The organism is Rhodopirellula halodulae (assembly GCF_020966775.1).
Classification (GTDB): domain Bacteria; phylum Planctomycetota; class Planctomycetia; order Pirellulales; family Pirellulaceae; genus Rhodopirellula; species Rhodopirellula halodulae.
Genome location: NZ_JAJKFV010000002.1, coordinates 356,269 through 381,190, shown reverse-complemented (window position 1 = coordinate 381,190; position 24,922 = coordinate 356,269). Strand labels below are relative to the sequence as shown.

Annotated in this window: 19 protein-coding genes; 14 read left to right on the top strand and 5 right to left on the bottom strand. The window is 52.0% G+C overall.

The genetic code is table 11. The features are described from left to right. Positions 1-15 precede the first annotated feature (15 nt). From LOC70_RS02020 to LOC70_RS02010, 3 genes are read left to right on the top strand one after another with little or no spacing between them, the layout of a single operon-like run. Entirely contained in the window at positions 16-597 is a 582-nt protein-coding gene (locus LOC70_RS02020) for a phosphatase domain-containing putative toxin (RefSeq protein WP_230251583.1), read from the top strand. Further along, positions 594-1,646, top strand: coding sequence for an ADP-ribosylglycohydrolase family protein (locus LOC70_RS02015; protein WP_230251582.1), 1,053 nt, complete (start codon positions 594-596; stop codon positions 1,644-1,646). The genes LOC70_RS02020 and LOC70_RS02015 overlap by 4 nt, the downstream gene beginning before the upstream one ends. After that, a complete protein-coding gene (locus LOC70_RS02010; protein ID WP_230251581.1) occupies positions 1,646-2,536 on the top strand; it encodes a M28 family peptidase in 891 nt (296 codons plus the stop codon). The genes LOC70_RS02015 and LOC70_RS02010 overlap by 1 nt, the downstream gene beginning before the upstream one ends. Here LOC70_RS02010 and LOC70_RS02005 read toward each other — a convergent pair. From LOC70_RS02005 to LOC70_RS01995, 3 genes are all read right to left on the bottom strand, one after another. Continuing rightward, complete coding sequence (locus LOC70_RS02005) at positions 2,533-3,081, bottom strand: metallophosphoesterase family protein (protein WP_230251580.1); 549 nt, start codon at positions 3,079-3,081, stop codon at positions 2,533-2,535. The two genes, LOC70_RS02010 and LOC70_RS02005, sit on opposite strands and share 4 nt — an antisense overlap. A 65-nt stretch (positions 3,082-3,146) precedes the next feature. Then, positions 3,147-4,004, bottom strand: a complete 858-nt coding sequence (locus tag LOC70_RS02000) for an IS5 family transposase (RefSeq protein ID WP_230251579.1) — start codon at positions 4,002-4,004, stop codon at positions 3,147-3,149. 144 nt (positions 4,005-4,148) lie between these two features. Then, positions 4,149-6,224 carry a DNA phosphorothioation-associated putative methyltransferase gene (locus LOC70_RS01995; RefSeq protein WP_230251578.1) on the bottom strand — a complete coding sequence of 692 codons (2,076 nt, stop codon included), beginning with the start codon at positions 6,222-6,224 and terminating at the stop codon, positions 4,149-4,151. Between the two features lie 241 nt (positions 6,225-6,465). Between LOC70_RS01995 and dptF the strand changes: the two genes are divergently transcribed. The 5 genes from dptF to LOC70_RS01970 all read left to right on the top strand — a co-directional run bounded on the left by dptF (position 6,466) and on the right by LOC70_RS01970 (position 16,610). Further along, positions 6,466-8,052 carry a DNA phosphorothioation-dependent restriction protein DptF gene (gene dptF / locus LOC70_RS01990; protein ID WP_230251577.1) on the top strand — a complete coding sequence of 529 codons (1,587 nt, stop codon included), beginning with the start codon at positions 6,466-6,468 and terminating at the stop codon, positions 8,050-8,052. Then, positions 8,052-9,383 (top strand): DNA phosphorothioation-dependent restriction protein DptG, encoded by a 1,332-nt coding sequence (gene dptG, locus LOC70_RS01985; protein ID WP_230251576.1) that lies wholly within the window; start codon positions 8,052-8,054, stop codon positions 9,381-9,383. The genes dptF and dptG overlap by 1 nt, the downstream gene beginning before the upstream one ends. Then, positions 9,364-14,469 (top strand): DNA phosphorothioation-dependent restriction protein DptH, encoded by a 5,106-nt coding sequence (gene dptH, locus LOC70_RS01980; RefSeq protein WP_230251575.1) that lies wholly within the window; start codon positions 9,364-9,366, stop codon positions 14,467-14,469. The genes dptG and dptH overlap by 20 nt, the downstream gene beginning before the upstream one ends. Positions 14,470-14,537: 68 nt before the next feature. Continuing rightward, positions 14,538-15,695: a hypothetical protein gene (locus LOC70_RS01975; RefSeq protein WP_230251574.1), complete on the top strand. Its 1,158-nt coding sequence runs from the start codon at positions 14,538-14,540 to the stop codon at positions 15,693-15,695. Further along, on the top strand, positions 15,696-16,610 hold the full coding sequence (locus LOC70_RS01970) for a hypothetical protein (protein WP_230251573.1): 915 nt from the start codon (positions 15,696-15,698) through the stop codon (positions 16,608-16,610). 60 nt (positions 16,611-16,670) lie between these two features. Here LOC70_RS01970 and dndA read toward each other — a convergent pair whose 3' ends face one another. After that, on the bottom strand, positions 16,671-17,801 hold the full coding sequence (dndA, locus tag LOC70_RS01965; protein WP_255715149.1) for a cysteine desulfurase DndA: 1,131 nt from the start codon (positions 17,799-17,801) through the stop codon (positions 16,671-16,673). A 120-nt stretch (positions 17,802-17,921) separates the two neighbouring features. On the opposite strand from dndA, the gene dndB reads away from it, so the two are divergent. From dndB to LOC70_RS01940, 5 genes are read left to right on the top strand one after another with little or no spacing between them, the layout of a single operon-like run. Further along, entirely contained in the window at positions 17,922-19,025 is a 1,104-nt protein-coding gene (gene dndB / locus LOC70_RS01960) for a DNA sulfur modification protein DndB (protein WP_230251571.1), read from the top strand. Next, positions 19,003-20,628 carry a DNA phosphorothioation system sulfurtransferase DndC gene (gene dndC, locus LOC70_RS01955; RefSeq protein ID WP_230251570.1) on the top strand — a complete coding sequence of 542 codons (1,626 nt, stop codon included), beginning with the start codon at positions 19,003-19,005 and terminating at the stop codon, positions 20,626-20,628. Before dndB ends, dndC begins: the two co-directional genes overlap by 23 nt. A gap of 13 nt (positions 20,629-20,641) precedes the next feature. After that, entirely contained in the window at positions 20,642-22,660 is a 2,019-nt protein-coding gene (dndD, locus tag LOC70_RS01950; RefSeq protein ID WP_230251569.1) for a DNA sulfur modification protein DndD, read from the top strand. 3 nt (positions 22,661-22,663) lie between these two features. Beyond that, positions 22,664-23,050 (top strand): DNA sulfur modification protein DndE, encoded by a 387-nt coding sequence (gene dndE, locus LOC70_RS01945; protein ID WP_230251568.1) that lies wholly within the window; start codon positions 22,664-22,666, stop codon positions 23,048-23,050. Further along, entirely contained in the window at positions 23,050-23,289 is a 240-nt protein-coding gene (locus tag LOC70_RS01940) for an HTH domain-containing protein (RefSeq protein ID WP_230251567.1), read from the top strand. The genes dndE and LOC70_RS01940 overlap by 1 nt, the downstream gene beginning before the upstream one ends. A gap of 372 nt (positions 23,290-23,661) precedes the next feature. Here the strand turns inward: LOC70_RS01940 and LOC70_RS01935 are convergent, their stop codons facing one another. Beyond that, positions 23,662-24,021 (bottom strand): hypothetical protein, encoded by a 360-nt coding sequence (locus tag LOC70_RS01935; protein WP_230251566.1) that lies wholly within the window; start codon positions 24,019-24,021, stop codon positions 23,662-23,664. On the opposite strand from LOC70_RS01935, the gene LOC70_RS01930 reads away from it, so the two are divergent. Next, the gene (locus tag LOC70_RS01930; protein ID WP_230251565.1) at positions 24,022-24,891 is read left to right on the top strand and encodes a DUF4268 domain-containing protein; all 870 of its coding nucleotides are present in this window, start codon (positions 24,022-24,024) and stop codon (positions 24,889-24,891) included. The last annotated feature ends 31 nt before the right edge of the window (positions 24,892-24,922 follow it).

The following is a 24,922-nucleotide window of genomic DNA, read 5'->3' as shown; positions in this document are numbered from 1 at the left end:
GGTTCCTGGTCATGGATGCTATTGTACCCGGCGTTTTCGTTCGGCATGGTTGGAGCAAGTTACCTGCTTTCCAAACCGGAGATCTTTGGGAAGCAACCCGATGGTTCGCGTTCGACATTGGCACTCCTTCTATTGCTGCCGTATCTTGCCTATGTGGCGATTGTCTGGCACGTAGTGCGTCTCGTTTCGCGAGAATCGAAAGCCGACGCGCTGACGGACGAGCTTATGCTCTCGCGGCGGCTACTTGCCAATGAACTTCCCAGCGAGGTCGCGTCGGTGGTCGATCTGACCTGCGAGTTCACCGAGCCGATCACAGAATGGCCCGGTGTGTCGTATATCTGTTTTCCAATGCTCGACGGATCGGGTGCATCTCCGACGCAACTACGCACGCTCGCGGCTGAAATCATCGAGTTGCCAAGCCCAGTGCTGATTCATTGCGCCCAGGGTCACGGACGAACGGGCCTAGTCGCTGCGGCCGTCTTGCTTGTATCTGGAAAAGCACAAACGGCCGAAGAGGCAATCGCAATGATTCAGTCCGTTCGACCAGGAGTGGAACTCAACCGAATGCAACGATCACTATTGGAGCAAATCGAGTGAATCGCGATGCAATTGTTGGATGCATCCTAGGAACTGCGGTCGGGGATGCGCTGGGGCTGCCCTATGAAGGCGTTTCGCCAAGGCGAGCTGCCAGGCTGCTTGGCTCGCCCGATCGGTACCGATTCTTCTTTCGTCGGGGAATGATCTCCGACGACACCGAACACACCTGCATGGTCGCTCAGTCGTTGATTGACTCGGGTGGCGACGTTCCAAAATTCACGCGTACGTTTGCGAGACGTTTGCGTTGGTGGATTCTGGCTTTACCGGCGGGAGTTGGCAAAGCGACGGCGAGATCGGGAATCAAGTTGTGGCTCGGGGCAAGTCCCGAGAAGGCAGGTGTATTCTCAGCCGGGAACGGTCCCGCCATGCGTGCAGCGATCTTCGGAGCTGCCCTGAACGACATTCCGTCGATACTGGAATTTGTTCGGGCCTCCTCGCGGCTGACCCACAGTGATCCGAAAGCCGAATACGGTGCGGTCGCCGTGGCATTGGCAGCCAAACGCACACGCGACAATGAAACCGTCGACGCGAACCTTTGGCTCGACGAGGTTGTCGATGCGGTGGGAGAAGGTGGAGCGGAGTTGATCGACTTGCTTCGCAAAGCCACTCGAAGCGTTGACGCCGGCGAAACGACAAAGACCTTTGCCAACTCGCTTGGCCTGGATCGGGGCGTGACCGGATACACGTACCACACCATTCCGGTTGCTATTCACGCATGGCTGTCCAATCCCCATGACTTTCGCGATGCGGTGACAAGCATCATCGAGTGCGGAGGCGACGCGGATACGACGGCCGCGATTGTCGGTGGCATCGTGGGCGCTGGTGTCGGGGCGGAAGGTATCCCGGGCGAATGGCTTGACGGCATCTGGGAATGGCCACGTAGTGTTTCTTGGATGCGGCGTCTCGGTGAAACTCTGGCCAATTCGCTCGATGGTGATACATCAGTGAAGTCGCCCACCGTCAATCCAGTTGCAGTGCTTCTCCGCAATCTTCTGTTCCTGTTCGTCGTTCTCTTTCACGGCTTCCGCCGACTTGTTCCACCTTACTGATGTCAATCGACCGCGAAACGATCGAGAAGAACCTGCGACTGCATGTCGATCGGCTTGCGGGACTGATCGGTCCGCGCACCTTGAGCAAGCCGAAAACGATACAGGCCACGATCGGCTACATCGAAGGTCAATGGTCCGAGATGGGATTCAGTCATTCGCGGGAATGCTACGACGCCATGGGCGATGAGGCAACCAATCTGATCGTCGAGTGCCCCGGAACCAAAAGAGCCGATGAGATCGTTTTGCTCGGTGCCCACTACGACACCGTCTTCAGCACACCCGGCGCCGATGACAACGCGTCCGCCGTTGCCGTGTTGATCGAAGTCAGCCGCTTGCTGCGCGAGTACAGAGGGAAACGAACCGCCCGATTCGTCGCATTTGCTTGCGAAGAGCCGCCGTACTTCAACATGGATTCAATGGGCAGCCAGCACCACGCCCGTCTTTCACGACAGCGCGGCGACAACATCGTCGGGATGCTGTGCCTGGAGATGGTCGGCTATTACAGTCTGACGAAAGGCTCGCAGGCGGTTCCACCGGGCATTCCGAAATGGATGCACCGATTCTTCCCACAACGCGGCAACTTTCTGGCAGCCGTCGGCAACATGCCGTCCTGGAAATTGTGCTGGAGATTCCGGCGAGGATTCAAACGCGGCACACGACGCATGCCCCTGTTCTCGATCTGCTTGCCCGAAAAGATCAACGAAATCCGGCTCAGTGACAACAGCTCGTTCTGGGACCAAGACTATCCCGCCCTGATGCTCACCGACACCAGCTTCCTGCGCAATCCGAACTACCACCAGGCCACCGACACACCAGATACGCTCGACTATCCCAGGATGACCGAAGTCACCCTCGGCGTCGCATCCGCGATGCGCAAACTGCTCGGCTAAACCTCAACAACAAAACCGTTGTTCTTGAGTTTGCCGGCGAGATCGCAACATGCGCAGTTGATGAACTGTGTCGTACCACGGGTGAACATTCCGTAGTTGCTGATTCCTTTCTCGTCATGCAGATGTCCGAAAGCGTGAATCCTTGGCTGGATTCTTTCATCGACATGTCTGCGGAGGGCAGCACAACCGACTTGAACAATCGCGTGTGACTCGATGTCGTGCGTCAAGTCAAGGACGCCCTTGGGCGGCCCATGCGTAACGAGAACGTCAATCTCTTCAGGAATTGACTGCCAAACAAGATCCAGCTTGCCACGTTTCTTCATGTAAGCCCAATCATGAAACCGCGGGGTGTAGGGCGACCCGAAGATCTTCAAACCATTCCACTCCATCTGCTTATGGATCAGGAAGTGGACCGCCGGGTAGTCTTCGGCTCGGATCAGCCCCTGCTCAATCGCCGTTGAATGATTGCCTGGGACAAAGACCTTGGTAGGGATGTTGAGACTGGAGTACCAATCGAAAAACCGCCTGGATTCGGGTTCATTCATCCATGCATTGCCATGAGTCGCCTCGTCGCCACAATGGATCACTAAGAGCCTATCCGGAAACCGATTCAGGTTGTAAGTCGATATTTGAACGGAGGTTGGTCGCCAGCGGGTGCAAGTCTCCGAAGCATCCGTCCGATTGATGCGATGCGGACCACTGCCTCACTTGATTCTGTATGGTGTTCATAGTCACGACTCAAACGCCTCCAGCGTCCAAGCCAACTGAAGGTTCGTTCGACGACCCAGCGTTTGGGAAGCAACACGAATCCTTTGGCTCCCTTGGGGCGACGAACGACTTCCAGCTTCCAAGACAGGTTCCTTTGGCGACCAAGCCAAGAATTCAACGCGTGATTGTGGTACTTCGAATCGGCCCAAACGACCTGCAAACGAGGTTGTCGCGATTGCGAAAGCTGCTTCATCACCGGGCGAGCAGCGTAGGCATCGTCCACCGAGGCGATCGTCACCGTCACGGCGAGCAGCAATCCGAGCGCATCGACCGCAATATTTCGCTTTCGGCCCGTAATCTTCTTGCCGCCGTCGTATCCGCGGCTTCCACTTCGTTCGCTGGTTTTCACGCTTTGGCTATCGATGCTGCACGCGCTAGGCTCGAGTTCTTCGCTGGGCGCTTCAAGCATTCGGATCGCTCCGACAAGTCGATCGTTGATCTTTTGAAGCGTTCCATCGTCACGCCACTTCGCGAAGTAGTCGTACACCGTACTCTTGGGAAGCAGGTCGTGTGGAATCATGTCCCACTGACACCCGCTGCGACATTGGTAGAAGATCGTATTGAGAACCTCCCGCATATCAACGGTCCGAGGGCGACCACCTTTACGGCTCTTGCGAGGTTTTGGGATCAACTCGTTGATGATCTCCCACTGCTCGTCGGTCAAGTCGCTTGGGTATCGTTTTCGTTTGCCATCGGTCATCGCACACTCCGTTGCTTCGAGGAGCTCAAAGTATCGCGTTTATCAGGCTTTCAGCAAATACCAGTTTCCGGATAGGCTCTAAATCAACGTCCGGAACCTGGAGCCCAAGGTTCTCGTTGTGAGTGTCAGAAATGAACCAGATCTTCATTCTTCAGCATTCATTTCGTCGAGCTGGTAAAGGTACGCGTTGCCGACTTTCTTAAATCGAATTTGCCCGGCATCTCTCTGGTGAGCAAGTTCGCAAGTTGTCCATCCGAGACGTTTGCGGACCTCCTCACTGCGAAGCCATCTCTGCTGCGAATCGCGATTGAGCTGCGGCACTACGTGATTGTTCCAATAGCTTGCCCTTCCGATCAGGGACTTGTCGACGTTGGGCAATGCCATCCATTCGGCGGACCGTCGCTTGCTTTCTTCGACATTGAATCCCCGGTAATCATCGTCAACGAAAAGCCATTTGTGGTGATAGATGAACGGATCAGCTAAACCCGGACGCACGGTTACCGATCCATCGGATTTCACTACAGCGTAGCTGCCGGTCGATGGTTCCGGAGACTCATCGAAGTCAGGACAATGGATGAAGCTGAAATTGCCGTTCGTCTCATTGTGCTTGACGACGGTGTATTCGAATCCCGGTGGCAGGCGGCTCTTAGCCTCTGCCATGGCCTCGCCAAGCACATGCTCAAAATCACGGTGAACGTAAGCCGCTCCGCCAATTCGCTTGCCAACCCCATAATTGGAACAACGTTTCGGCAGAACAACGCTGGTCGACGTATTGTTTTTGCGTCGGACCAAACGGTGACCGCGGTGTTCAAATCCGAGCATCTGAAGATTGGCTTTCCACACCTCACGAGTCAGGAAATCATCTTCGTCGTGCAGAAGCCCATGCTTCAACTCCTGACTGCTTAAACGCTCAAATTTGCTGCGACGGTCGTCATTCGAGTCGAGCATGAGTTCTTTTCGGTCCAGCAGTGGAGGATTAATTCTGTCGGCGGTCTCATAAAACCCTACACGCAACGTTCGTAACCAAACCTTGGTTGTTTCGGTTGTGATCGGATGCGGATCCGACTCAAAATCTGGGCAGGCTAGGTAGGACACCTTTCCAGAGAATCGATGCAGCTTGATCAGGTTCGCATCTTCAATGGTTCCGATATAGGCGCGCGCACAACCTTCGTAGATTCGCAGGATTGGCTCGAGTTGATCTCGAATACCCTCATGAATCCAAAGCGAACTTGGACACAAACGCCCGATCTTGGATCGGATGCAGGCAGCATCGATCTCATCTGGATCACCTGCGCGAAACATTAAGCTATCCGCCTGGCTGCACGCACGTTTATAGCTTCCAAAGAACGAACGGACGTCTCGCTGGACCTTACGCGACAATTGAGACAGTTTTGGACGCTTACCGAAATTGGCCAAGGCAAGGTAGACAAGGAGATCCTCGCTCCGCTGCTGTCGAACTGTTTCCCAATCTTCTTCGGAGGTGACACGCCTGATCAGTGCGAATGCACGTTTCAGGGAGCCGAACGCCTCGATTACTTCCTCTACAAACGAAAACTCATCCGCCTCGGGAAGTCGCCCCAATTCCGTGATCGAATCAACCAGCGGATCGAGAATCAGCTGATGCTCCTCGTAACGGATCTCAGCAATTCGCTTGCGAGGAGCCGCAAGCCTTCGTCGATACTTGCCCGCTATGTAGGAGGTTTTGAGATCGGCATCTCGGAATACGTAGTACACACCAGGAGCAGCCGGAAAGCACTCTTCGCCTAGCGTCGACTCAATGTATTGACGAAGTTCTGCCTGCGCAAAGTACTTCTGAAATGTGCCTATTCGAGTCACGACACCGTCGCCGTAGGGAACGTCCGCCCCACCATCGTCGCTGACCATGATCCTCGCGGCGATGCAGAGCACCTGCTCGGCAAGCTTCCACGCTTCCTTCAGCGTCGCAAGCCGCTCGTTCGGATCCTCGATGACATTCAGGACAAAGCCGAGGTTCACCACGGCTGCGGGAGACTTTGGCGAATTGGGTCTGAACGCGGGATCGAATCCACTGCAGTCGAAGCCGTCCGAAATCAACCCTGAAAGATCGTCTCCGTGACCGCAGCCATAGTCAAAGAAGCAGCGTTCCGAGTTGAGCAGGTCATCACGGAGCAAGCATTTGACCGGCAATGAGTACTCGTGCCGACGAATCGCGGCTCGATGGCGTTTAATGCCGAATTCCATTGGACCTAGGGAAAATAGACCACCAGCAACATCCCGCGGCCTCGCTCTGCCTAGGAGAAAACGCACGATTTGGCATTTAAAACCAGGCTGCTTGTTTCACGAACCGCCCTTCGCAACAATCATTGTAAGCAAATCACGATTCGAGAGGGGCATTCCAGTAGCTCTAGGAGTTCGTACGCCAATGAAATAGTGTCTCGAGGTGTTTTGCCAATTGGTCATACGCGGGATCAGGAGATCACCCATGTCATTCGGGCAAACAATCGAGATGCTCTCGAAGGGATCTGCACAGGCAGTCACGACCCTTGGATCGGCGAGTAAAGAAGCAGCAAAGCTGAAAAAGTATCTCTACGTCCGCACGCCTGTTGAGAAGGCGCTGACCACAGCATTGGACGATTCAAACGCGAAGAGAATCCTGTTTCTATGCGGTTCTAGTGGAGATGGAAAATCAGAGGTTTTTCGGCGAATCCACAAGAAGTACGCCTCTGCTTTCGATTTTCACTTAGACGCAACCCACAGCTTCGATCCGGGTAAGAACGCTATCCAGACCTTGGACGATCGATTCCGAGAGTACAAGGCGGCTGAACGTCCACTGGTTGTAGGCATCAATATTGGGATGCTCGGCAACTACGAAGCTGACGGAGCGGAGGAGCATATCGATATCAAGAACGCTATCTCCAATTTCTTGAAGGGACACCCCTCAACAGAATCGCAATTCGTTTTCATCAACTTTGAATCCTATCCGAAATTTGCTTTGAATGGGAAGCAGATTGAGGCTCCGTTCATCGGGCCACTTCTTCGAAGGATCTGCGATGAATCAGAATCGAATCCAATCTACGCCGAATTCTTGAAGTCAGACCCTAATACGAGGCTGCACCAGAACTTCAAATTGCTTTGCGTGCCAGAAATTCAAGATCGAATATGCGCACTGCTTTTCTACGCTCACCTCAAGTTCGATCAGTTTTTAACCGCTCGCACAATTCTTGACTTTGTCTTTCAAATACTCAGTGGTCCTGGAACACTATTTGACAACCTCTTTTGCGGGCACGGCTCGGAGTTGGTCGATTCGCTCAATAAACTCGACCCTTGCCACGCGAGATCGAAACGGCTTGACCTATTCCAGGTAAAAGCATCTCTAGGATTGTACGAGGAAGACTTCAACGAGTTTCGCACAGCAGCAGAGAAGGAGTTTGGCCTGACGGTCAAAGAACCCAGGACATGGGTTCGGTTGTTCTACATCATGCAGGAAGTCGAGTTCAGCAACAATTATCACCATCAATTTCGCGAAGACCTGAAACGGGATCTGTTCGATAAGTACCGAGAATTTTGGCAGCTGCATCGAGACTACGAGGGAAGTGACAAAGCGCAGAAAAACGCGTTGAGGTCGTTCTACAAAGACACACTTGTTTCTGCCGTCACCCGTTTTGCAAATCGCTTCGCGCCTGAGATACGACGGGACCGCTTCCTCCTGGGAAAGCCAAACGGCTATGCACTTTCTGCCACAGCGACGATGCAACCGGATCTAAGCAAGCTCGAAAATATTGCTCCATTACAACTTAGGTTTTTTGAAGCGTATTTAAGGGTTGGGCATGAACATCACATCAGAGCTGTTCCGATAACAGTGAACTTCCTGGAGTTGGCTTTTAGGATTAATGCTGGCTACCGACCGAACACGCATGACAAGACGACGGTAGTGCAGCTCGAAGAGGTGGTTGAGGATGTTCGGCGGATCGTTAAGCAGACACAGTGCCTTAGCGTTCAGAAGGGCGATATCGAGTGGGAGCTCATCGATGATGAGGTCGAAGACGAAATCATTGTGGAGCGTCGATAATGGAGCATTTGGTAGACCGTCTCTCGAATGTTGACGCTGAAAAAATCGGATCAAACAAGCTGACAGCATACCTCCCTTACCGGAAGGGCGCGAAGGAATTCGACTTTGAATCCGTCGCCTGCGTGGTCTTGTCTTGGCTGATGGGAAAGCAGGTCAAGAGAAATCTTTCGATGGATGCTTTCGAAGCAAAATGCTCCGAATATCTCGAAGATAGGCTAAGTGACACGTCGATCATTGAGGATCTGCGCAAGATGTATTTCTCTGGAGACGCGTTATCGAGAACAGCCCCAGAATTCATGCTCCTTCGAACGCATGCCAAGACAAACGCATCAACGAAACACTTAGTTGAACTGCTCAAGTCCTTCTTCGATAAATCGCTGCCCTCGGTCGAATTTGAAAGCGGAACGAACTTCTTGGAGAAGGGGTTTCTCGATCTGCTAAAGAATGAGTTGCGTGAAGCAGACATCGCGGCTGCTGAAGAGTGCTATCTGCCGTTTGTAGCCGAAAAATTTGTGAGAGATGTAACCTTCCTAGCTGGTCACTCCGAGTATCTTCTGGAGCAATTACCAAGTTGCATCGAACTATACAATTTCATTTACTGCACTCAGCTTGGACTGAATATCCGCAACTGGACCAGCGGTAGCCCTCCATCGAGCAAGCCGCTTTACTTCATACTTGACACCGAAAAGGCAAGCAGTGAGAGGGTACACGTAACCAAGGAAGGTTATCGGTCACTTGCTGGCCCGATGGCAGACGTCTTTCCCATTCTCAGCATGCTGGAGTATTTCAACTCTGACACTGATTATCCGAAAGCGCCTTTGTGGTCCTACGCAAAGGCAGTGCACGACTCAGACGATTCGAATAGGGCTCGTGTACATAAATCCCTGGTCGAATTCTCGGAACAATTTCGGTTGGATCGCAAACTGCCTGCCGTACCTGCGGCACCCATCGATGCAATCGAGGCGATGAAGCATTTGATGAGCTTGGGAGTCAAGCAATTTGCGAAGACGGTGAATGAAGGGCGGCACCGTGTCCAGCAACAATACATGGAGGTATTTGACAAGGAGGTCGCAAGGAACTTTCTCCAGTCTCGTGGGAGAGCGGGTCGCGTTTTGGTTATCAACCAAGACTTCGTCCTGCTGCTAACCAATCTTGCCATTGGTGATCGGCCGTCAGTTCGATTTCAAGAGCTGCTGAGAGCATTCAAGGAGCGGGGCTTCTACTTCGACAAGGGATCACAGCAAGCCTTGATCAGTTTTTATGAGCGTGTCGGGAATGTCGACCGCATGAGCGATAGTGGAGATGCGGTATATGTCCGAAACACAATTTGACGCGTTTCTAAAGGAGCTTCTTGTATCCTGGTTGGACACGCGAGTCGTTGCCGGAAAACGTTACCAGTTCCGATCGTCGGACAGCAGTAATACGGAAAGCCTGATCGGAGAGCTCCGTAGTGCAGCGACCGCTGTAGTTGAAGTTAACGGCACGGCGATACCATGCCTGGAAATCGGGGACGTTCGGCTCTTGTGCGTCGCACATTCAGATAACCCTGAATCCCCGAATGCGTTTAACGAGAATTACATTTCAATGCTTCGTGATCGCGTCGCGGAGCAATCTGACGAGTTTGGCAATACGAGCTTGCTGATAATTCACAATAGCTTGCTGGATACGCTGGTGAACAGCGCGATAGATCTCTCTAGCCGAGGAGGTCCCTGGTCCACAAAGCATGTCAGCAGTGAGCTGTTGAGGCTGGCTGATGCGATCGATAGGCCCAAAAAGGTCTACGAGTGTATCCTTGACTGGCAATCGGAAATCATTGCAGAAGAAGGTGGGAGCGCATTCGGCTTCCGGAAGATCTTCGATTCGATAGAGAACGATGATTGCCTCGACCTACGACCGCTCGGGCTGTTCAACGACAAAGGCTTACCAGAAATGGATAAGTCAAAGCAGATCCGACGTCGACTAGACGACAATCGCCGCTTGCATGAAGAGTTCGACCGAGTAACCCATCACTTTCCTGATGAAATCGCGGAACGACTCGGTATTAGTGAGTCATTTGAGAAGAAGCACTTCGGCGAATCTGCTCAGGCTCCGTGGCGAGATCTTGATCTGCAAGCGATCAAAGACGAGATCGCCGAACAGCAGAGTCACAGACTTGAATATCTGAGTGTGATCTCTGAATCTTGCGAAATCATTGGCCCACGCAACAAGTCCGAGACTGCTGCCGGTCGTCGCCGCAAGAGCATTATCTTGTCAGTTCCAGAAGAGGTCGAGAATGTCGATCTGACCATTGAGTTCATTGGCGACGACCTTGAAAAGTCGGATGTGAAACTGGAGCACAATCAAGAGATTGAAAGCACCGCAGGCATCGAGATCAAGAAAAGCAAGAATCGGCGGCGAATCGCGATGTCCATGCCAACGCCAGCTGTCGCAGAAATATTTCGCATTCGTCTAGATCGAAGCCAGACCACCGAAAGATTTGAATTCAACATTCTGGTAGTTAAGAAAGGCCTGTTCTGCACTGGAGCATTCGCCAACACGTTTCTTGTTAAGACGCACGCAGATCCTGAGCAGCGACTGATCCAGCTTCAGACTGATGAGCGTGAACTACTGATCAACGACAATATTTCTAAACGATGGCTCTTGAATGAAAGTGGCCAAAGAATTCCTGTCGATCAATACGGTGCGGTCGAATATGAGAAACTCTACGAAGAATCTGACATCGTAGAGTTCCTTCTTGAGAGCAGCGGAAGCACGCTTCGTTTTAACGTTGAAGGCGAAGCCAGCGACCAGTCGTTAAGTCTGCCGTTGCTCTTGGATGAGGGGAGGTTCAATCGGCTATTCGACGATCAGTACAACGGAGTTTTTCTCCGCGACAGGAATCGCGTTGTACTAGACAACAAAGAGTCGAACGTCGTTGCAATTCGACAGAAGATGCTCGAAGTAGAGCAAGTCTTCGTGGATGACAAGCTACTTAGCTTCTCTAGCGAAGGTAATTCACTGCCTCTGGCTAAGATCAGAAACACCGCTCCAGCGATTTATGACGCTTGGCAGGATCTACATAGCTATCTCTCAGAAAGATCAACAATCCCCAGTCTGGCATCTTGGGGACCGAACATGATTGACGTGGCAGGCGCATACATCGCGGCCTACCAAACGTTTCTTCGCGAGATTCAATATGGAAAGAGCCTTGACGATACCGTCCGGGACGTGATGAAGCTTGGCACAGCCACTTTTGATGGCCGCCAGTTTCTCACGCCCTTTCATCCGCTGGTACTGTCGTACTTCCGATATTTGGCGATTGAAATTACGCGAGATGGGGAGGAAAGATCCTTTAAGAGCGTCCCTAGTGTTACACGGAAGCGACTCAACGCTCGCGGCCTATTGCCTTACATTTATTCGGCCGAACACGAGTATTGTTACACCCAAGCAGTCGATGAGAATGCATTCTGGCTTGAGATCGTGCCTCAAGAGGAAAGCAGCTACGACTACGTCGAACGTCTAACCAAAGAAAAGATCGAAGAGTTTGTACAGACCTTCGATGAGCTATTCAAAGACGGCACTGATGCACCGTTGCTGATCAACTCGATCAACAATGCTGACAATCGGGAAGTCTTCCTGGGGATACTGGATTACTTCCGTGACGCCGGCAAAGAGTCCGAGAAGATCCACATTAATCTCTATGATGACGAGATCACCGAGACCGAGTTTGATCGTTTCGCTGAAATCGGAACTTACAGCAAGATTAAGCAGAGCTACAAACTAGACAAAGGTAAAGCAAAAGAGAATGCTGACGCGATCATCGATCTTTTGAGGTCGAGATTGACCTTTAGCAAATTCCAAATCGAGAAATCGTCAGAGCAAGCATATGCTCACTTGACCTTGTTCCGTAACAACCAAAAAGTCGAGCGAGCCAACATTGATGTTGATAATCATATCTCTGGGGTTGCTTGCGATGGTCTTCTGAGCGGCGAAGCGTCGTGCGCGGAAAACCAGAACTACTACACTGGATTTGGGTTGCAGAACGTCGATACCCGCGAGCTTCCGCATTTGGAATTGGCCAGGCTCGTTGGAACATTGCAGCAGCCACTTGTTGCTACGACTGAAACCTACAACAGCAGCTCCGCCATTCGGCTAGCAGTCAGCGACAAATTTCGTGAACTTCTTGAGCGTTCTTACGACAGCTCTCTTTGGGTGACGATCATTGATCCGAAAGTCACGCTGAAGTTCTTTGAGAAGACCAAGGAAGTGGTTCTCATCCATTTTTCGGATCAATACACCAGCTCGGCCGGTTACGATGCCATCACCGTAACCCGGCAAACTGACCTGTACCGTGAAGTTCTCAGCTACGGATCCGATGAAGCAGTTGGAGAATTTAATGCCTTTAACGGCGAGTGGCTGCTCAAGATGGTCACGGCCAATGAGCGTATCCGTCGTGAACGAGAAGGAATCATCGGTGCATGGAAGCTGTTAAGCGCACTCGTTTCCCAATCCGGAATCACTTGGGTACCACTTTCCGTTGCTGAGATGATCCGGGTGTCTGGCAACATCGGGCTGCGGATGAGCGACGGAGATTTCTCTCGCTACCACAAAGACAAGACAAATACCGGCCGCATTTCTGATGATGTGCTGTTTGTTGGCTTCAAAGACGACAGCATTTACTTTCTGCCGCTTGAGGTGAAAACAGGATCGGGTGATTTCAAGAAAGCGCATGAGCAGGCGAAGAATCTTAGAGAGTACTTGGTCGACTGCCTATTCGGTCCCTCCACTCTTGAAGGCAAGATCTACAGGAGCCTTCTAGTACGCCAGGTTTTCATGCAGCTGGAAAAGTACGAGCTCTACGAAGTCTTCCCCCCTGAGTACTACTCTGAGCTGCGCGACAATCGAGAGAAGTGGATGCGAGGCGACTTCCATGTTGCTGAGCTGAACAACTTCCCCTCCGCATTTGTCATTGGCCATCTCGATAGCGAAACCTGCTTTGAAACCACAGCTTCGGAATCAGAGGGTGTTGCCACCCTGAAGATACCTGTGAGTTTTCTCGAGACATTTTTAAAAACGCCGCGAGTGCAGCTCGAAGAACGGTTACTAACAGAAAATTTCCCCGGCGTCCCCACAAAGTATTTTCTTGGCGGTGGGGGTGACGATACGCCACCGCCGGAATCAAATGCTTGGCTACCGTCTGGTGACGACGGGATCGAAATCGAACCGGAAGTGGCTGGCACTGAAATCCAGGCAACGACTACGCCCTTGACTCTGCCGGATGTTCAAGGCTCGGTTCTTCCGTCCCATCCAGGCGAAACGTTGAAGGTCGAATTCGGAACGGATGTTAAAACCAAGAAGAAAGTCTTCTGGGAGCCGACCAATACTGCAAAGGTGTTAAATCCCAACACCGCAATCATTGGCACGATGGGCACCGGCAAGACTCAGTTCACGAAAAGCCTTGTGACGCAATTGATTCGGAATCAGGCAAACAATGTTGACGGACTGCCGATTGGCATTCTGATCCTGGATTACAAGGCGGACTACATCAAAAAGGACTTCGTCGAGGCTACTGGCGCGAAAGTCCTTCCGTTGCATCGATTGCCGTTCAATCCGTTTGCGCTATTCGGCAGCAAACCTATGCTCCCCATGCACACGGCAAGCCAGTTCAGAGCGACAATTTCCAAGGCATTCAATCTAGGGAACAAGCAAGAGAACAAGATCACTTCTTTAGTGATTGAAGCCTACGAAGCGGCTGGGATAATCAAGAACGATCCCTCGACGTGGTCCAAGCCGGCACCAACTCTGCATGATGTATGGACAGCGTTTAACGCACAGGAAAAGGTGGACGAGGACTCGCTTTATGCGGCACTCTCAGAGTTGGCCAACTTTGAAATCTTCGAACCAGATCGAACGAAAGCGACCTCCCTCTACGATCTAGTCAGCGGCGTCACCGTAATCAACCTGTCCGGCTACGACCCCAAGATCCAAAATTTGGTCGTTGCTTTAGCGCTTGATCTGTTCTACGCCCAGATGCACCAGCAGGGCAGTTCCAAGATCGAAGATCCGCACCGGCAGCTGACCAAGTTCGTGCTGGTCGACGAGGCTGACAACTTCATGAAACAGGAGTTCCCAGGGCTACGGATGCTGCTCAAAGAGGGCCGCGAGTTCGGCGTTGGCACCATACTTTCAACGCAAGAACTCACCCACTTCAAAACCACGAACAACGACTACTCCAGCTACATTTTGAGCTGGATCATTCACCGAGTTCCGAGCATCAAGCCGCAAGAAATCAAAGCCCTATTCAACACCGCCGGCAAAGACGACATAGACTCCCTTACCAGCACTATTCAGGCGTTAGATAAGCATCAATCGCTCTACGTCGACGGCGAGAAGCATCTCATTAAAATTCATGACTTGCCATTCTGGAAGTTGGCATAAGACGCGAATAATCCAGTTATCAAGAGTGCATCACAGTACGCGTAGCTTTAGGACACGGAGCCAGTCTCGTGGCAAATAGCAAATCTCACCTGCGTGATAAGAAGGGGCCACTGCCAATTAAAGGTGGGGCATCTGAAAAGATCGAACCAAAAGATCTGATCCTTGACCCTGGTAATCTACGACTGCTTGAACTGTCAGACGATGGCATACGCGCAACAAGGCTCGCTTTGTATGGGCAAGATGCAATTCAAGATAGACTGCGTGCCTTGATCGTATCAAACGATCGCTTCGGTGCGAAGAAACTTATCTCGTCAATTAAGTCGAACGGCTACCTTCGGCATGAGCAATTGATCGTTGCGCGTTTTGATGGCAACAGTTTCCTTGTCCTCGAAGGAAATCGGCGCGTAGCTTGCGTCCAACACATCCTCACCGAGTTCGGTAATTCTCTGTCGCGAGAAGTTCGCGACTCAATGCTCACGCTTCCATGCTTCGTACTTCAGGGAGATCCAATTGATGACGACGAAGAACGTCTGAGCGAATACCGCCGAGACGCTGAAATCTACATTGGCATGAGACACTTGATGGAGTCTCAGAGCTGGGACCCAGCAAGCAAGTATGAGTTCCAGGCAAGGTTAATCAAAGAAGAGGGATGGGAAGTCGACGAAGTCGCTGAGCGTTTCGGGCGCCGCAAAATGGACGTGGTTCGAGACCTGAAAGCTCAGGCAATCTACCACAAGTTTAGAGAGTATGAAGCGAAACACAGTAAGCCCCACAAGCTGACCTACAATGCCTTTGCCGAGGCCGCAAAAGCTCCCAAAATCATGAGTTGGATGAGTTGGTCTGATTCCCGAATGAACATATCTGTCACCAAGCAAACACGCGCTTTTTTTGATTTTCTACTGGAAAGAGTCCGCCTAGGCGAAGGGCCCGAAGAGGAAAGGAAGCAAAACGCTGAGCAAGTTGTGAAAGATTTCAATAGCATGCTCAGACTGGAAGATCGGGAAATAAACGAGCTTTTAACAGAGGGCTCGTTTCAAGACGCCGAAATACTGTATCTGGACCGTAGGGAGGGGGATCTTGAAAGGCGGATTGGTAAGTACGTCCGGGCACTTGGTCGAGTCTCGATCGAGGATATGAAACACAATCCGAAAAAGAATCTTTCAGTGCTTCGCAAGCTGAGGGACATCATCAATGACCTCATCGAAACGATTGAGGGGATGAAGTGAATGGCTGGAGTTTCAAAAACTGAGTTAGATGTGGTTCTGCAAGCCGCAAAATCCATCGGCTTCCGCACTGCCGCTACGAAATTGAGTTCATTTTGTAGTTCCGTTCTGAATCGCAACGCTTTGCAAATATTGACCGACACTGAAATTGCAGAGATTGCCGCAACCCTCACGCGTTATCGAGGGGATGAACTGTTTGAGAAGGGGAACGTTCCTGGTTTTACGATATCCAACGATCTAAATAGGAATATTTTGATATCTGGGCTCGGTGGGTTCTTGAGTCACCACAACGTCAATTCACGAACTATTGATCGAATTCAACATCACCAAGATATTCGCGATTCATTGATGAAGCTGAATTCTGGTCATTACTTGGAGGCAGTTGCAGCAGCTATTCTTGATGAGAGAATGGAAGCTGGTGCAGCAACAACGGGATCCGGCGACCAGGGCATTGATGCATTGGGATGGTCCATTCTTTTCAAACTTAATGAAGCGTTCCTGGAGCGAGACAATCGAACAAGTTTTGCGCCCGACGCAAAAGTATTTGCATTCGCCTCGTCTAAGAAAAGCGAAACAAGCGGAGCAAAGTTGAAGTTGATTTCACCGGCGATGATTCGCGAATTAATTGGAGGGTGGGTTATTCAGCGCAGCCCGGTAGGTGCGTGGGCTGACCAGGGAGTAAAGATGTTGTCCCCAGTTCAGATGATTTTTGTTACTACTTACAGACTAAGCACGAAAGCACGAAGCGACTGCAAAAGACTCGGCGTTCAGGTTTGGGGGCTGCCAGAATTAGTCTATTTGGTTGCCGAGAATGCCCCAGACTCTGTTTTTGATGCCTCCAATGGGTTCATTTTTTCAGAAAGAGAGTTTCACCTATGGTGTGACAAATATGAGAGCAGTCGGCTCGCCTCATCATGAAAAGTAATTCTAAACATAGCCCGTCCTGAACTCTCGTGCAAAAGAGCCCTCGGAAGACGACTAGCTTAGCTTCTCCAGAACGCGATGGATCTGCTCTATGGGAACCGTTAGTTCTCCTGACCAGGATAAACGTATCGACTCATTGGCTGCAACTTCGCTCAAGCCCATCGCTACTAAGACGTGGCTTGGCTGATAGCTTGAGGATGTACATGCCGAACCGTTTGAGACTGAAACTACTTCACGTAAGGCCATCATTACAGCTTCGCTGTCAATTCCTTTCAGCCTTAGATTTACGACATGGGGTTGGCACCGCTCCGGATCGCCGTTCACTTTGTGGTCTAGTCTTGCAAATGCTTGAAGGACTTCGCGGCGGGAGATCAGCGACTGTTGTTTGCGGCATGCTTGCTCCATGACGGCAAGTGATGCGGCTTCTCCTAGTCCCACTATGAGCGGCGTCGGAATAGTCCCAGGTCGTAAGCCACGTTCTTGACCACCTCCAAAGTGCAACGGCTTCAATGGAATGGTGCAGCCCGATGCCCTGGTCACCAAGAGTGCGCCGGCACCTTGAGGTCCGAAGATTTTGTGACTGCTGATAGAAATCAGATCTGCTTCCACTTCTCGCAGTTCGTCGATTTCTTTTCCAAATGATTGTGCAGCGTCGACATGGAAGTAGGCATCTAATTCAGCTACAAGGTCACCTATCTCAACGACAGGTTGAAGGATACCAGTCTCGTTGTTCGCGTGCATGACGGAGACAAGCAGCGTGTCATTTCTTAAACGCTTGCGAATCTCATCGGGCTCAACATAGCCACCCGAATTCACCGGCGCCAACTCAACTTCGAAACCTCGACTCGCGAGATGCTCAAGCGGTTCGAGAACGGCTTTGTGTTCGATCGCAGTTGAGATGATGTGCTTGCGTCCCGTTCGTTCTCCATGTTCGGCCAGCCCAATAATCGCAATGTTATTACTCTCTGTCGCACCGCTGGTGAAGATGATTTCTTCAGGCTTCGCGTCGATAACTGAAGCAACCTGCGACCGCGCTTTCTCAACAGCTTCTTTGGCGCGCTGCCCATAGACGTGTGTTCGGCTGCCGGCATTTGCGGGCGGTCCTAGGTACCACTCTTTCATCACCTCGAAGACTCGAGGGTCCAATGGCGTCGTTGCGTTGTAGTCCAGGTATACGGGTGGCATTTTCGGACTGTCTGATGGGTTTGCTTTAAGCCGGAAGTCAAATTAATCCGATGGAAGTTAAATAGGTCACTTCCAAAGTTGGCCAAGAAACTTCCAAACTTACTCGGTGGAGCTAATGGAATGCCCGCTTTTGAATACAACTTCCCCGCGATTCGCGGGATTCAGGCAGGGCGTGAGTACTACATCTCGATGTGTCCTTTGCGCCTGATTCCTCGCATTTTCCTCTTTGACGAGGACGAGCTCAACCCCGAGCTCCGAGCGCAGAGGATTCTGAACAAATCGCGGATTCCGGAAATGGCTCGGTATCTGTTGGCCAACCCTAAGGACTATATCTTCTCAGCGCTAACGGCCTCGATCGATGGTAAGGTCAAATTCGATGCGATGGGGGAGGAAAAGACGGAGCGAACGATGGGGCGATTGCGTGTTCCGATGAACGCTCGCTTCATCATCAATGATGGCCAGCACCGAAGGGCTGCGATCGAGGCGGCTCTCCGCGAGAACCCCGACCTGGGGGATGAGACGATTTCGGTCGTTTTCTTTATGGATGTTGGGCTGGAGCGCTCGCAGCAAATGTTCGCGGATTTGAACAGGCACGCTGTCCGCCCGACCAAGTCTCTGGGCATTCTTTACGATGACCGCGAAGAAGACTCGATTATCGCCAAGGCCTTAGCGTCTAAAGTGCCGGTATTCGTGGGACTTACGGAGCTGGAGAGGTCCAGCATCTCGAACAGATCGCTAAAATTGTTTACATTGAGCGGGATCTACAGTGCAACGCGAACCCTACTCAATGGGCTCGAATTGCCGACCGTCGAGAAGAAGATCGATCTTGCAGCTGAGTTTTGGACGACTGTCTCGGGTTACGTCCCCGAATGGCAGTTGGCGAAAGAACGGAAAGCCAGCCCAGCTGAATTGCGACGCGATTTTATTCACGCACATACCTTGGCCCTTTCTGCACTCGCCAGAGTCGGAAATCAACTCCTGGCCAAGAACTCGCGTGCATGGAAGTCCAAGCTCAAAAAGCTCGACTCTCTCGATTGGAGTCGCGGCAGTTCTCATTGGGATGGCCGAGCGATGAACGCTGGCAGACTATCCAAGAAGACGGTCAACGTGGCACTGTGTGCCAATTTTATTAAGAAACATCTCGGGATGAAACTAACCGCAGAAGAGCAACAGCTGGAACAGGACTTCAGGAGGGAACAACGTGGCAAAGACAAAGCCGCCTAAACAGCAGTCAGCTTTCGAGACGGATGGACTAGGCAAAACCGTCGATCGAATCTGCGAGGAGATTCGTAAGTTCTACCTCTGGGATCAGATCCCTTGGGTGATCGGCTACAGCGGCGGCAAGGACTCCAGCGCGGTCTTGCAACTTGTCTGGCTGGCAATCAAAGAGATTCCGCCTGCAAAACGAAAGAAGCAAATTCACGTCATCTCAACTGATACCCTTGTGGAACAGCCGATCGTTTCGCTTTGGGTCGATGACTCGCATGCGAAGATGCGCAAGGCAGCTGCTGAGCAGGAGGTGCCCATTACGCCCCACAAACTGTCTCCCGCGACAGTCGATACGTTTTGGGTGAATCTCATCGGCAAGGGATATCCCAAGCCAACGAACCAATTCCGTTGGTGTACATCACGTATGAAGATCAATCCGTCGAACAATTTCATCAGAAATGTGATTCGAGAGAACGGTGAAGCATTGCTGGTGCTTGGCACGCGGAAGGCGGAGAGCCAGCGTCGCGCCCGCAATATGAGCAAGGCGGAGGAGCAGTCACGTGGTGCATTCCTCGATGAACGATTGTCAGTGAATACGAGCTTGCCAAACTCTCGTGTCTTCACACCGATTGAAGATTGGACCAATGACGATGTCTGGTTGTTCCTCATGCAAGTAAAGAACCCGTGGGGACATACCAACAAATCGCTGCTCGGCATGTACCAAGGTGCGTCGGAAGACAACGAGTGCCCGTTGGTCGTTGACACCTCTACACCAAGTTGTGGCAGCAGTCGATTCGGATGCTGGGTCTGCACCGTTGTTGACAAAGATCGCTCCATGGAGGCGATGATCAAGAACGACCAAGAAAAGGAGTGGATGGCTCCTTTGTTGGAGCTGCGCAACGAATTGGCGTGTATCGAAGAGGGGATCGGCCCTGCGGAACGCAAGAAGATCGGCAAGAAACGTCGAGACAAACTCTCCGACGACGACTTGCGAAAGATCGAGCGCTCGCGGCGCGATTATCGTCGTATCGACGGGCGTGTGATGCTATTTAAGGACGCCACTATTCCTGGGCCTTACACGAAAGCGTTCCGTGAACACTGGGTGCGGCGAGTACTCGAGATTCAAAAGCAGATCCGGGAACTTGGGCCGAAAGAGGTAGCAAAGCTCGAGCTTATATCGATGGCCGAATTGCAAGAGATCCGACGTATCTGGCTTGATGAAAAGCATGAGTTCGACGACTCGCTGCCAACGATCTATCAGGAAGTCATGGGAGAGGAGTTCCCCATTCCGCCGGCTGATGACAAGCTTCTCGGAGCAGAAGATTGGGAGATCCTGGCAGACGTGTGTGACGGCGACGAACGAATGTTTCGGTTGCAGGCTGACTTGCTGGATGTAGAACGGCAGTATCGAGGCATGACCCGCCGGGCAGGAGTTTACGACGAGCTGGTTGACCGACTGAAAGCGAGTCAGTTCGCTGACGAGGATGAAGCCATTCGCCTGAAGCGGGAAGAAAAAAGACGTCTCGACGAGGCGCAAGGCAAGAAGGACGAAGCAACGCATACACCTCAGCTAGAGCTTTTTGGCGAGGATGACATCACGGAAGAGATCATTATCTAGCCAAGGGCATCAAGTGATTCTGGAAGAACTAACACTATTCAACTTCTGTTTGTACGGAGGTGAGCAGGTCATCAACCTGGCTCCCGTTCGTCGACATGGAAAGCTGCGCCCGGTGGTGTTGTTCGGCGGAATCAATGGCGGAGGAAAGACCACGATTCTCGATGCCGTTCAATTGGCTTTGTATGGCCAGCGCGCAAGGTGCTCGAAACGGAATAGCCAGCCATACGAACAATTCTTGCGTGATTGCATTCACCGCAACGTAGATCCGGCTGATGGAGCATCAGTGGGACTGAGCTTCCGGTATGCTTCGGACGGCAAAGAGCATTTGTACGAAGTGAGCCGCCGTTGGCACGGCGCAGGAGCAACCGTTCGCGAAAAACTCGAAGTGTATCGTGATGGCGAACGCGATAAGTGGCTAAGCGATAACTGGAACACAGTCGTCGAAGAGATCATTCCCATCGGCGTTTCCCGATTGTTTTTCTTCGATGCAGAACAAATCCGGTTCCTCGCCGAAGATTCGTCCAGCAATGAGGCACTGGGGACCGCCGTAAAGGCTCTACTCGGACTGGACTTGGCCGAAAGGTTGATCGCGGACTCGAAGATACTTGAATCGCGTCTGGTGAAAGAGTCTTCGCTTTCGGATGCGGACTCCACCAAGATCGACGAGCTCGAGCAGCTGATTGGCGAGCGGGACGAAGCGACCAAGCAACTGAAGGCACAACTCGCTACTGCTGAGAACGAGCGTCAGCGTGCTCAGGAAGAGGTGCGTCGGGCGAAGAAGGCATTTGCAAAAGTCGGTGGTGAACACTGGGACAAGAGGGAAGACCAGCAGAAGGCTGCGAATGATTTGAAGGTTCGCGATGCTGAGTTGAAGACCCAACTCGTTCAATCTGCAACGGGCAGTCTTCCGATTTCGCTCGTTCGCCACTTGCTTGAGAAGGCTCAACGGCAAGACGCATCCGAGAGTCAGTCGGCGAGATCCCGCGTCGTACATGAAATGCTAGAAGACCGTGACCGCCAGATCATGGAGTCGCTATCCGCTGAGCTGTCTGAGGCTCATCTTCAAACGGTGGATGAGATCCTGGCGGCGGATAGGCAGGGACGTTTGTTCGAAGGCGACACCAGCCCCAGGCATAGGCTGTCTGATCGTGCCCGTGCACGCCTAAGCAACCTTCTCGAAACGGTTTTGCGTGAGGAAAAGGAATCGGCTGCGGGACTAGTCGAAGAATTGAACCAGGTCATCCATGATATGGAGGCTGTATCTAGATCCATAGCCGCGACGCCTGAAGAAGATGCAATCAAAGGCGTTGCCGAGACTCTGACCGAGAAGGCGAAGGAAGCGGGCGCTCTCGAGGATCAAGTTCGGAAGTTACAGAAGGAACTAGATCGCGCAAAGTCGGAAATGGAGTCTGCGCAAAAGTCACTTGATTCCATGCGAAGTCGCCTGCTCAAAGACGAGGTTTTCAAGGTTGAGGAATCGGCTCGAATGGCCGAGCTTGCGAGCAAGACGCAAGAGATCATGAAACAATTTCTGGCGCGGGCCTCCGCGGCAAAGATTGATCGACTCTCCTCGTACGTTACGGAGTCGTTTCGGTTCCTGCTTCGCAAAAAAACTCTGGTCGAGTCGGTTCAAATTGATCCGGAGTCGTTTTCGATTTCACTGCTCGCAGCGGATGGGACTTCGATTTCCAAAGAACGATTGTCCGAGGGCGAGAAACAAATCTTCGCTGTCTCTGTGCTCTGGGGATTGGCGCGAGCATCCGCTCGCCCGCTTCCATCCATCGTCGACACGCCGATGGCTCGACTCGACGCGACCCACCGCAATCACCTTGTGGAGCGGTACTTCCCGAATGCCAGCCACCAAGTCATTATCTTGTCGACGGACACTGAAGTTGACCAAGAGTACTACGAGACGCTTTCTCCGCACCTCTCGCATGCCTACCATCTCGACTACAACGAGAAGAAGCAGTTCACCGAAGCGACCGAAGGGTACTTTTGGGAAGCAGAAGCAGTCGGCGTAGGGAGCAATTAATCGATGTTTGTAAAACAGATACGACTCTCTTCTCAGGCACGCGACCAGCTGATCAGGCTGAAGACTCGAACTGGCATTCAGAACTGGAACGTTCTTTGCCGATGGGCGTTGTGCGTTTCGCTCAAGGAGCCAACGCCTCCAACTCCTGTCGAGATCCCGGCCGACAGCAACGTCGAGATGACCTGGGAGACGTTTGGTGGCGACAACTACGAGTTGTACGCGGCTTTGGTGCGAGAACGCTGCGTGCAAGATGGACTGGATCCTGACGACGAGGTTGCTGCAGCGCAGTTTCGCTTGCACCTTCACCGCGGGATCAGTTACTTGGCGACTCCAAACAAGATTAAGAATATTGGCGACCTTGTCGCATTAACCTGTGAGGCAAAATCCTGATGGCGCGAGAATCAATTGCAGACGTAGTGGTGACGGTGCTCGAAGCGAATAAAGCTCCTATGACGGCGAAGGAAATCTACGATTCGATCAATTCCAAGCAGCTTTACGAGTTCAAAGCCAAAGACCCCTTCGCCATTTTGCGTGCGCAACTGAACAAGCATTGCGTCGAGAATCAGTCAAAGGCCGCATCGCCTCGAAAGCTGTTTACGAAATCCGGCGACAGATACGGCCTCTGCTAGTTTCGCGGTCGCAGATACCTAGCGGTTGCGTTGAAAAGCATGTTGCTCTTCTACGGTTCCGCAATAGCGACCAACCATTCCAAGTCTGATTTCAGCTACGACTTCTGGATCTCTCGGAGAGTACAGCAGAGCAAAGGAAGCGATTTTATGGTTGTATGATGTTACCATTCCGGCTTCTTCGATGGTTCCGTCATTTAGCTCGTGGCAGTCGCATACCTCGATGTCGCATCCGGGAAATCCTCTTCGCAGGAGTTCAAGAGCTTGGTCGCTTGTCCTTGGTAGCATTCTTTGTCTCCGGTCGTTCGTTTTCGGGGATGCTTAACAGTTACCTCACACAGACCGAAATATGAAGGCCGGTTTTCGAAGTTCGCATCAACTTTCGGGAGTTCTGGAGTCGGCCCACAGGCAGAAGTTGGTACGGATATAATCATAGTCTTCCAGCCTCAACGCCAATTTCCTCACAGTCAAGTCAGTATGCCTATCTTTGAGCTTTGCGATCACGAAATACGCAAGATCACCGAGACTACCTTTAGCGATGTGGGGGTCACTGAGCGAGGAGACCTTCAGCGTTTGCTGCGGAAACAGATTGACGTAATCGCGCCCGACACCTTGGTTGTCAGTGAAGAGTTTGGGGAGTGGGATGATTCGCGTCGGCGGATCGACTTGCTGGCTATTGACCGAGACGCAAACTTGGTCGTTATCGAACTGAAGCGAACCGAAGACGGCGGACACATGGAACTGCAGGCCATTCGGTATGCCGCCATGATTTCGACGTTGACCTTTGACAAGGTAGTGGAGATCTACGGTCGTTACCTCCAACGGATCAACGAAACAATTGATCCAAGGTCGAGCCTTCTGGATTTCTTAGGGTGGGAGTCAGAGGACGAGGATGACTTTGCCCAGGATGTGCGCATCGTGCTCGCGTCCGCTGAGTTCTCAAAAGAGCTTACGACGGCGGTTATGTGGCTCAACGGTCGCGGAATTGACATCCGCTGCGTTCGTATGCGGCCATACAAAGATGGTGAACGACTGCTCCTTGACGTCCAGCAGGTGATTCCGCTTCCAGAAGCGGCGGAATATCAGGTCCAGGTTCGAGAGAAGGAGCAACGAGGCAGGCAAGAGCGAGCTGAGCGATACAGCATTCGGTACAAGTTCTGGCAACAACTTCTCCGACATGCATCAAGTCGCACTCAACTGCATGCCAACATCTCGCCGGGAGAGTACGCATGGGTGGGCGCTGGCTCTGGGATTCGGGGATTGGGCTTCAACTATGTGATCCGTAAAGATGACACCACGGCAGAACTCTACATCGATCGCGGCGCCGGCCAGGACGGAGTGAATAAGCAGATTTTTGATTGGCTTCAAGAACGAAAGGACGCTATCGAGCAACAGTTTGGCGGTTCCCTTTCATGGCAAAGACTCAATGAGAAACGCAGTTGTCGAATTGCATCAAACATGGCGAGCGGTGGCTATCGCAGCGACGAAACGGCTTGGCCAGCGATTCAAGAACAAATGGTCGATCATATGATCAAGCTGGAAGCCGCGCTTCGACCACACTTAGAAGCGTGTAAGCTTGAGTTGGCCGTCATAGCGTCTACCTAGACAACTGTTTGCATAACAACGGCACCCAAAT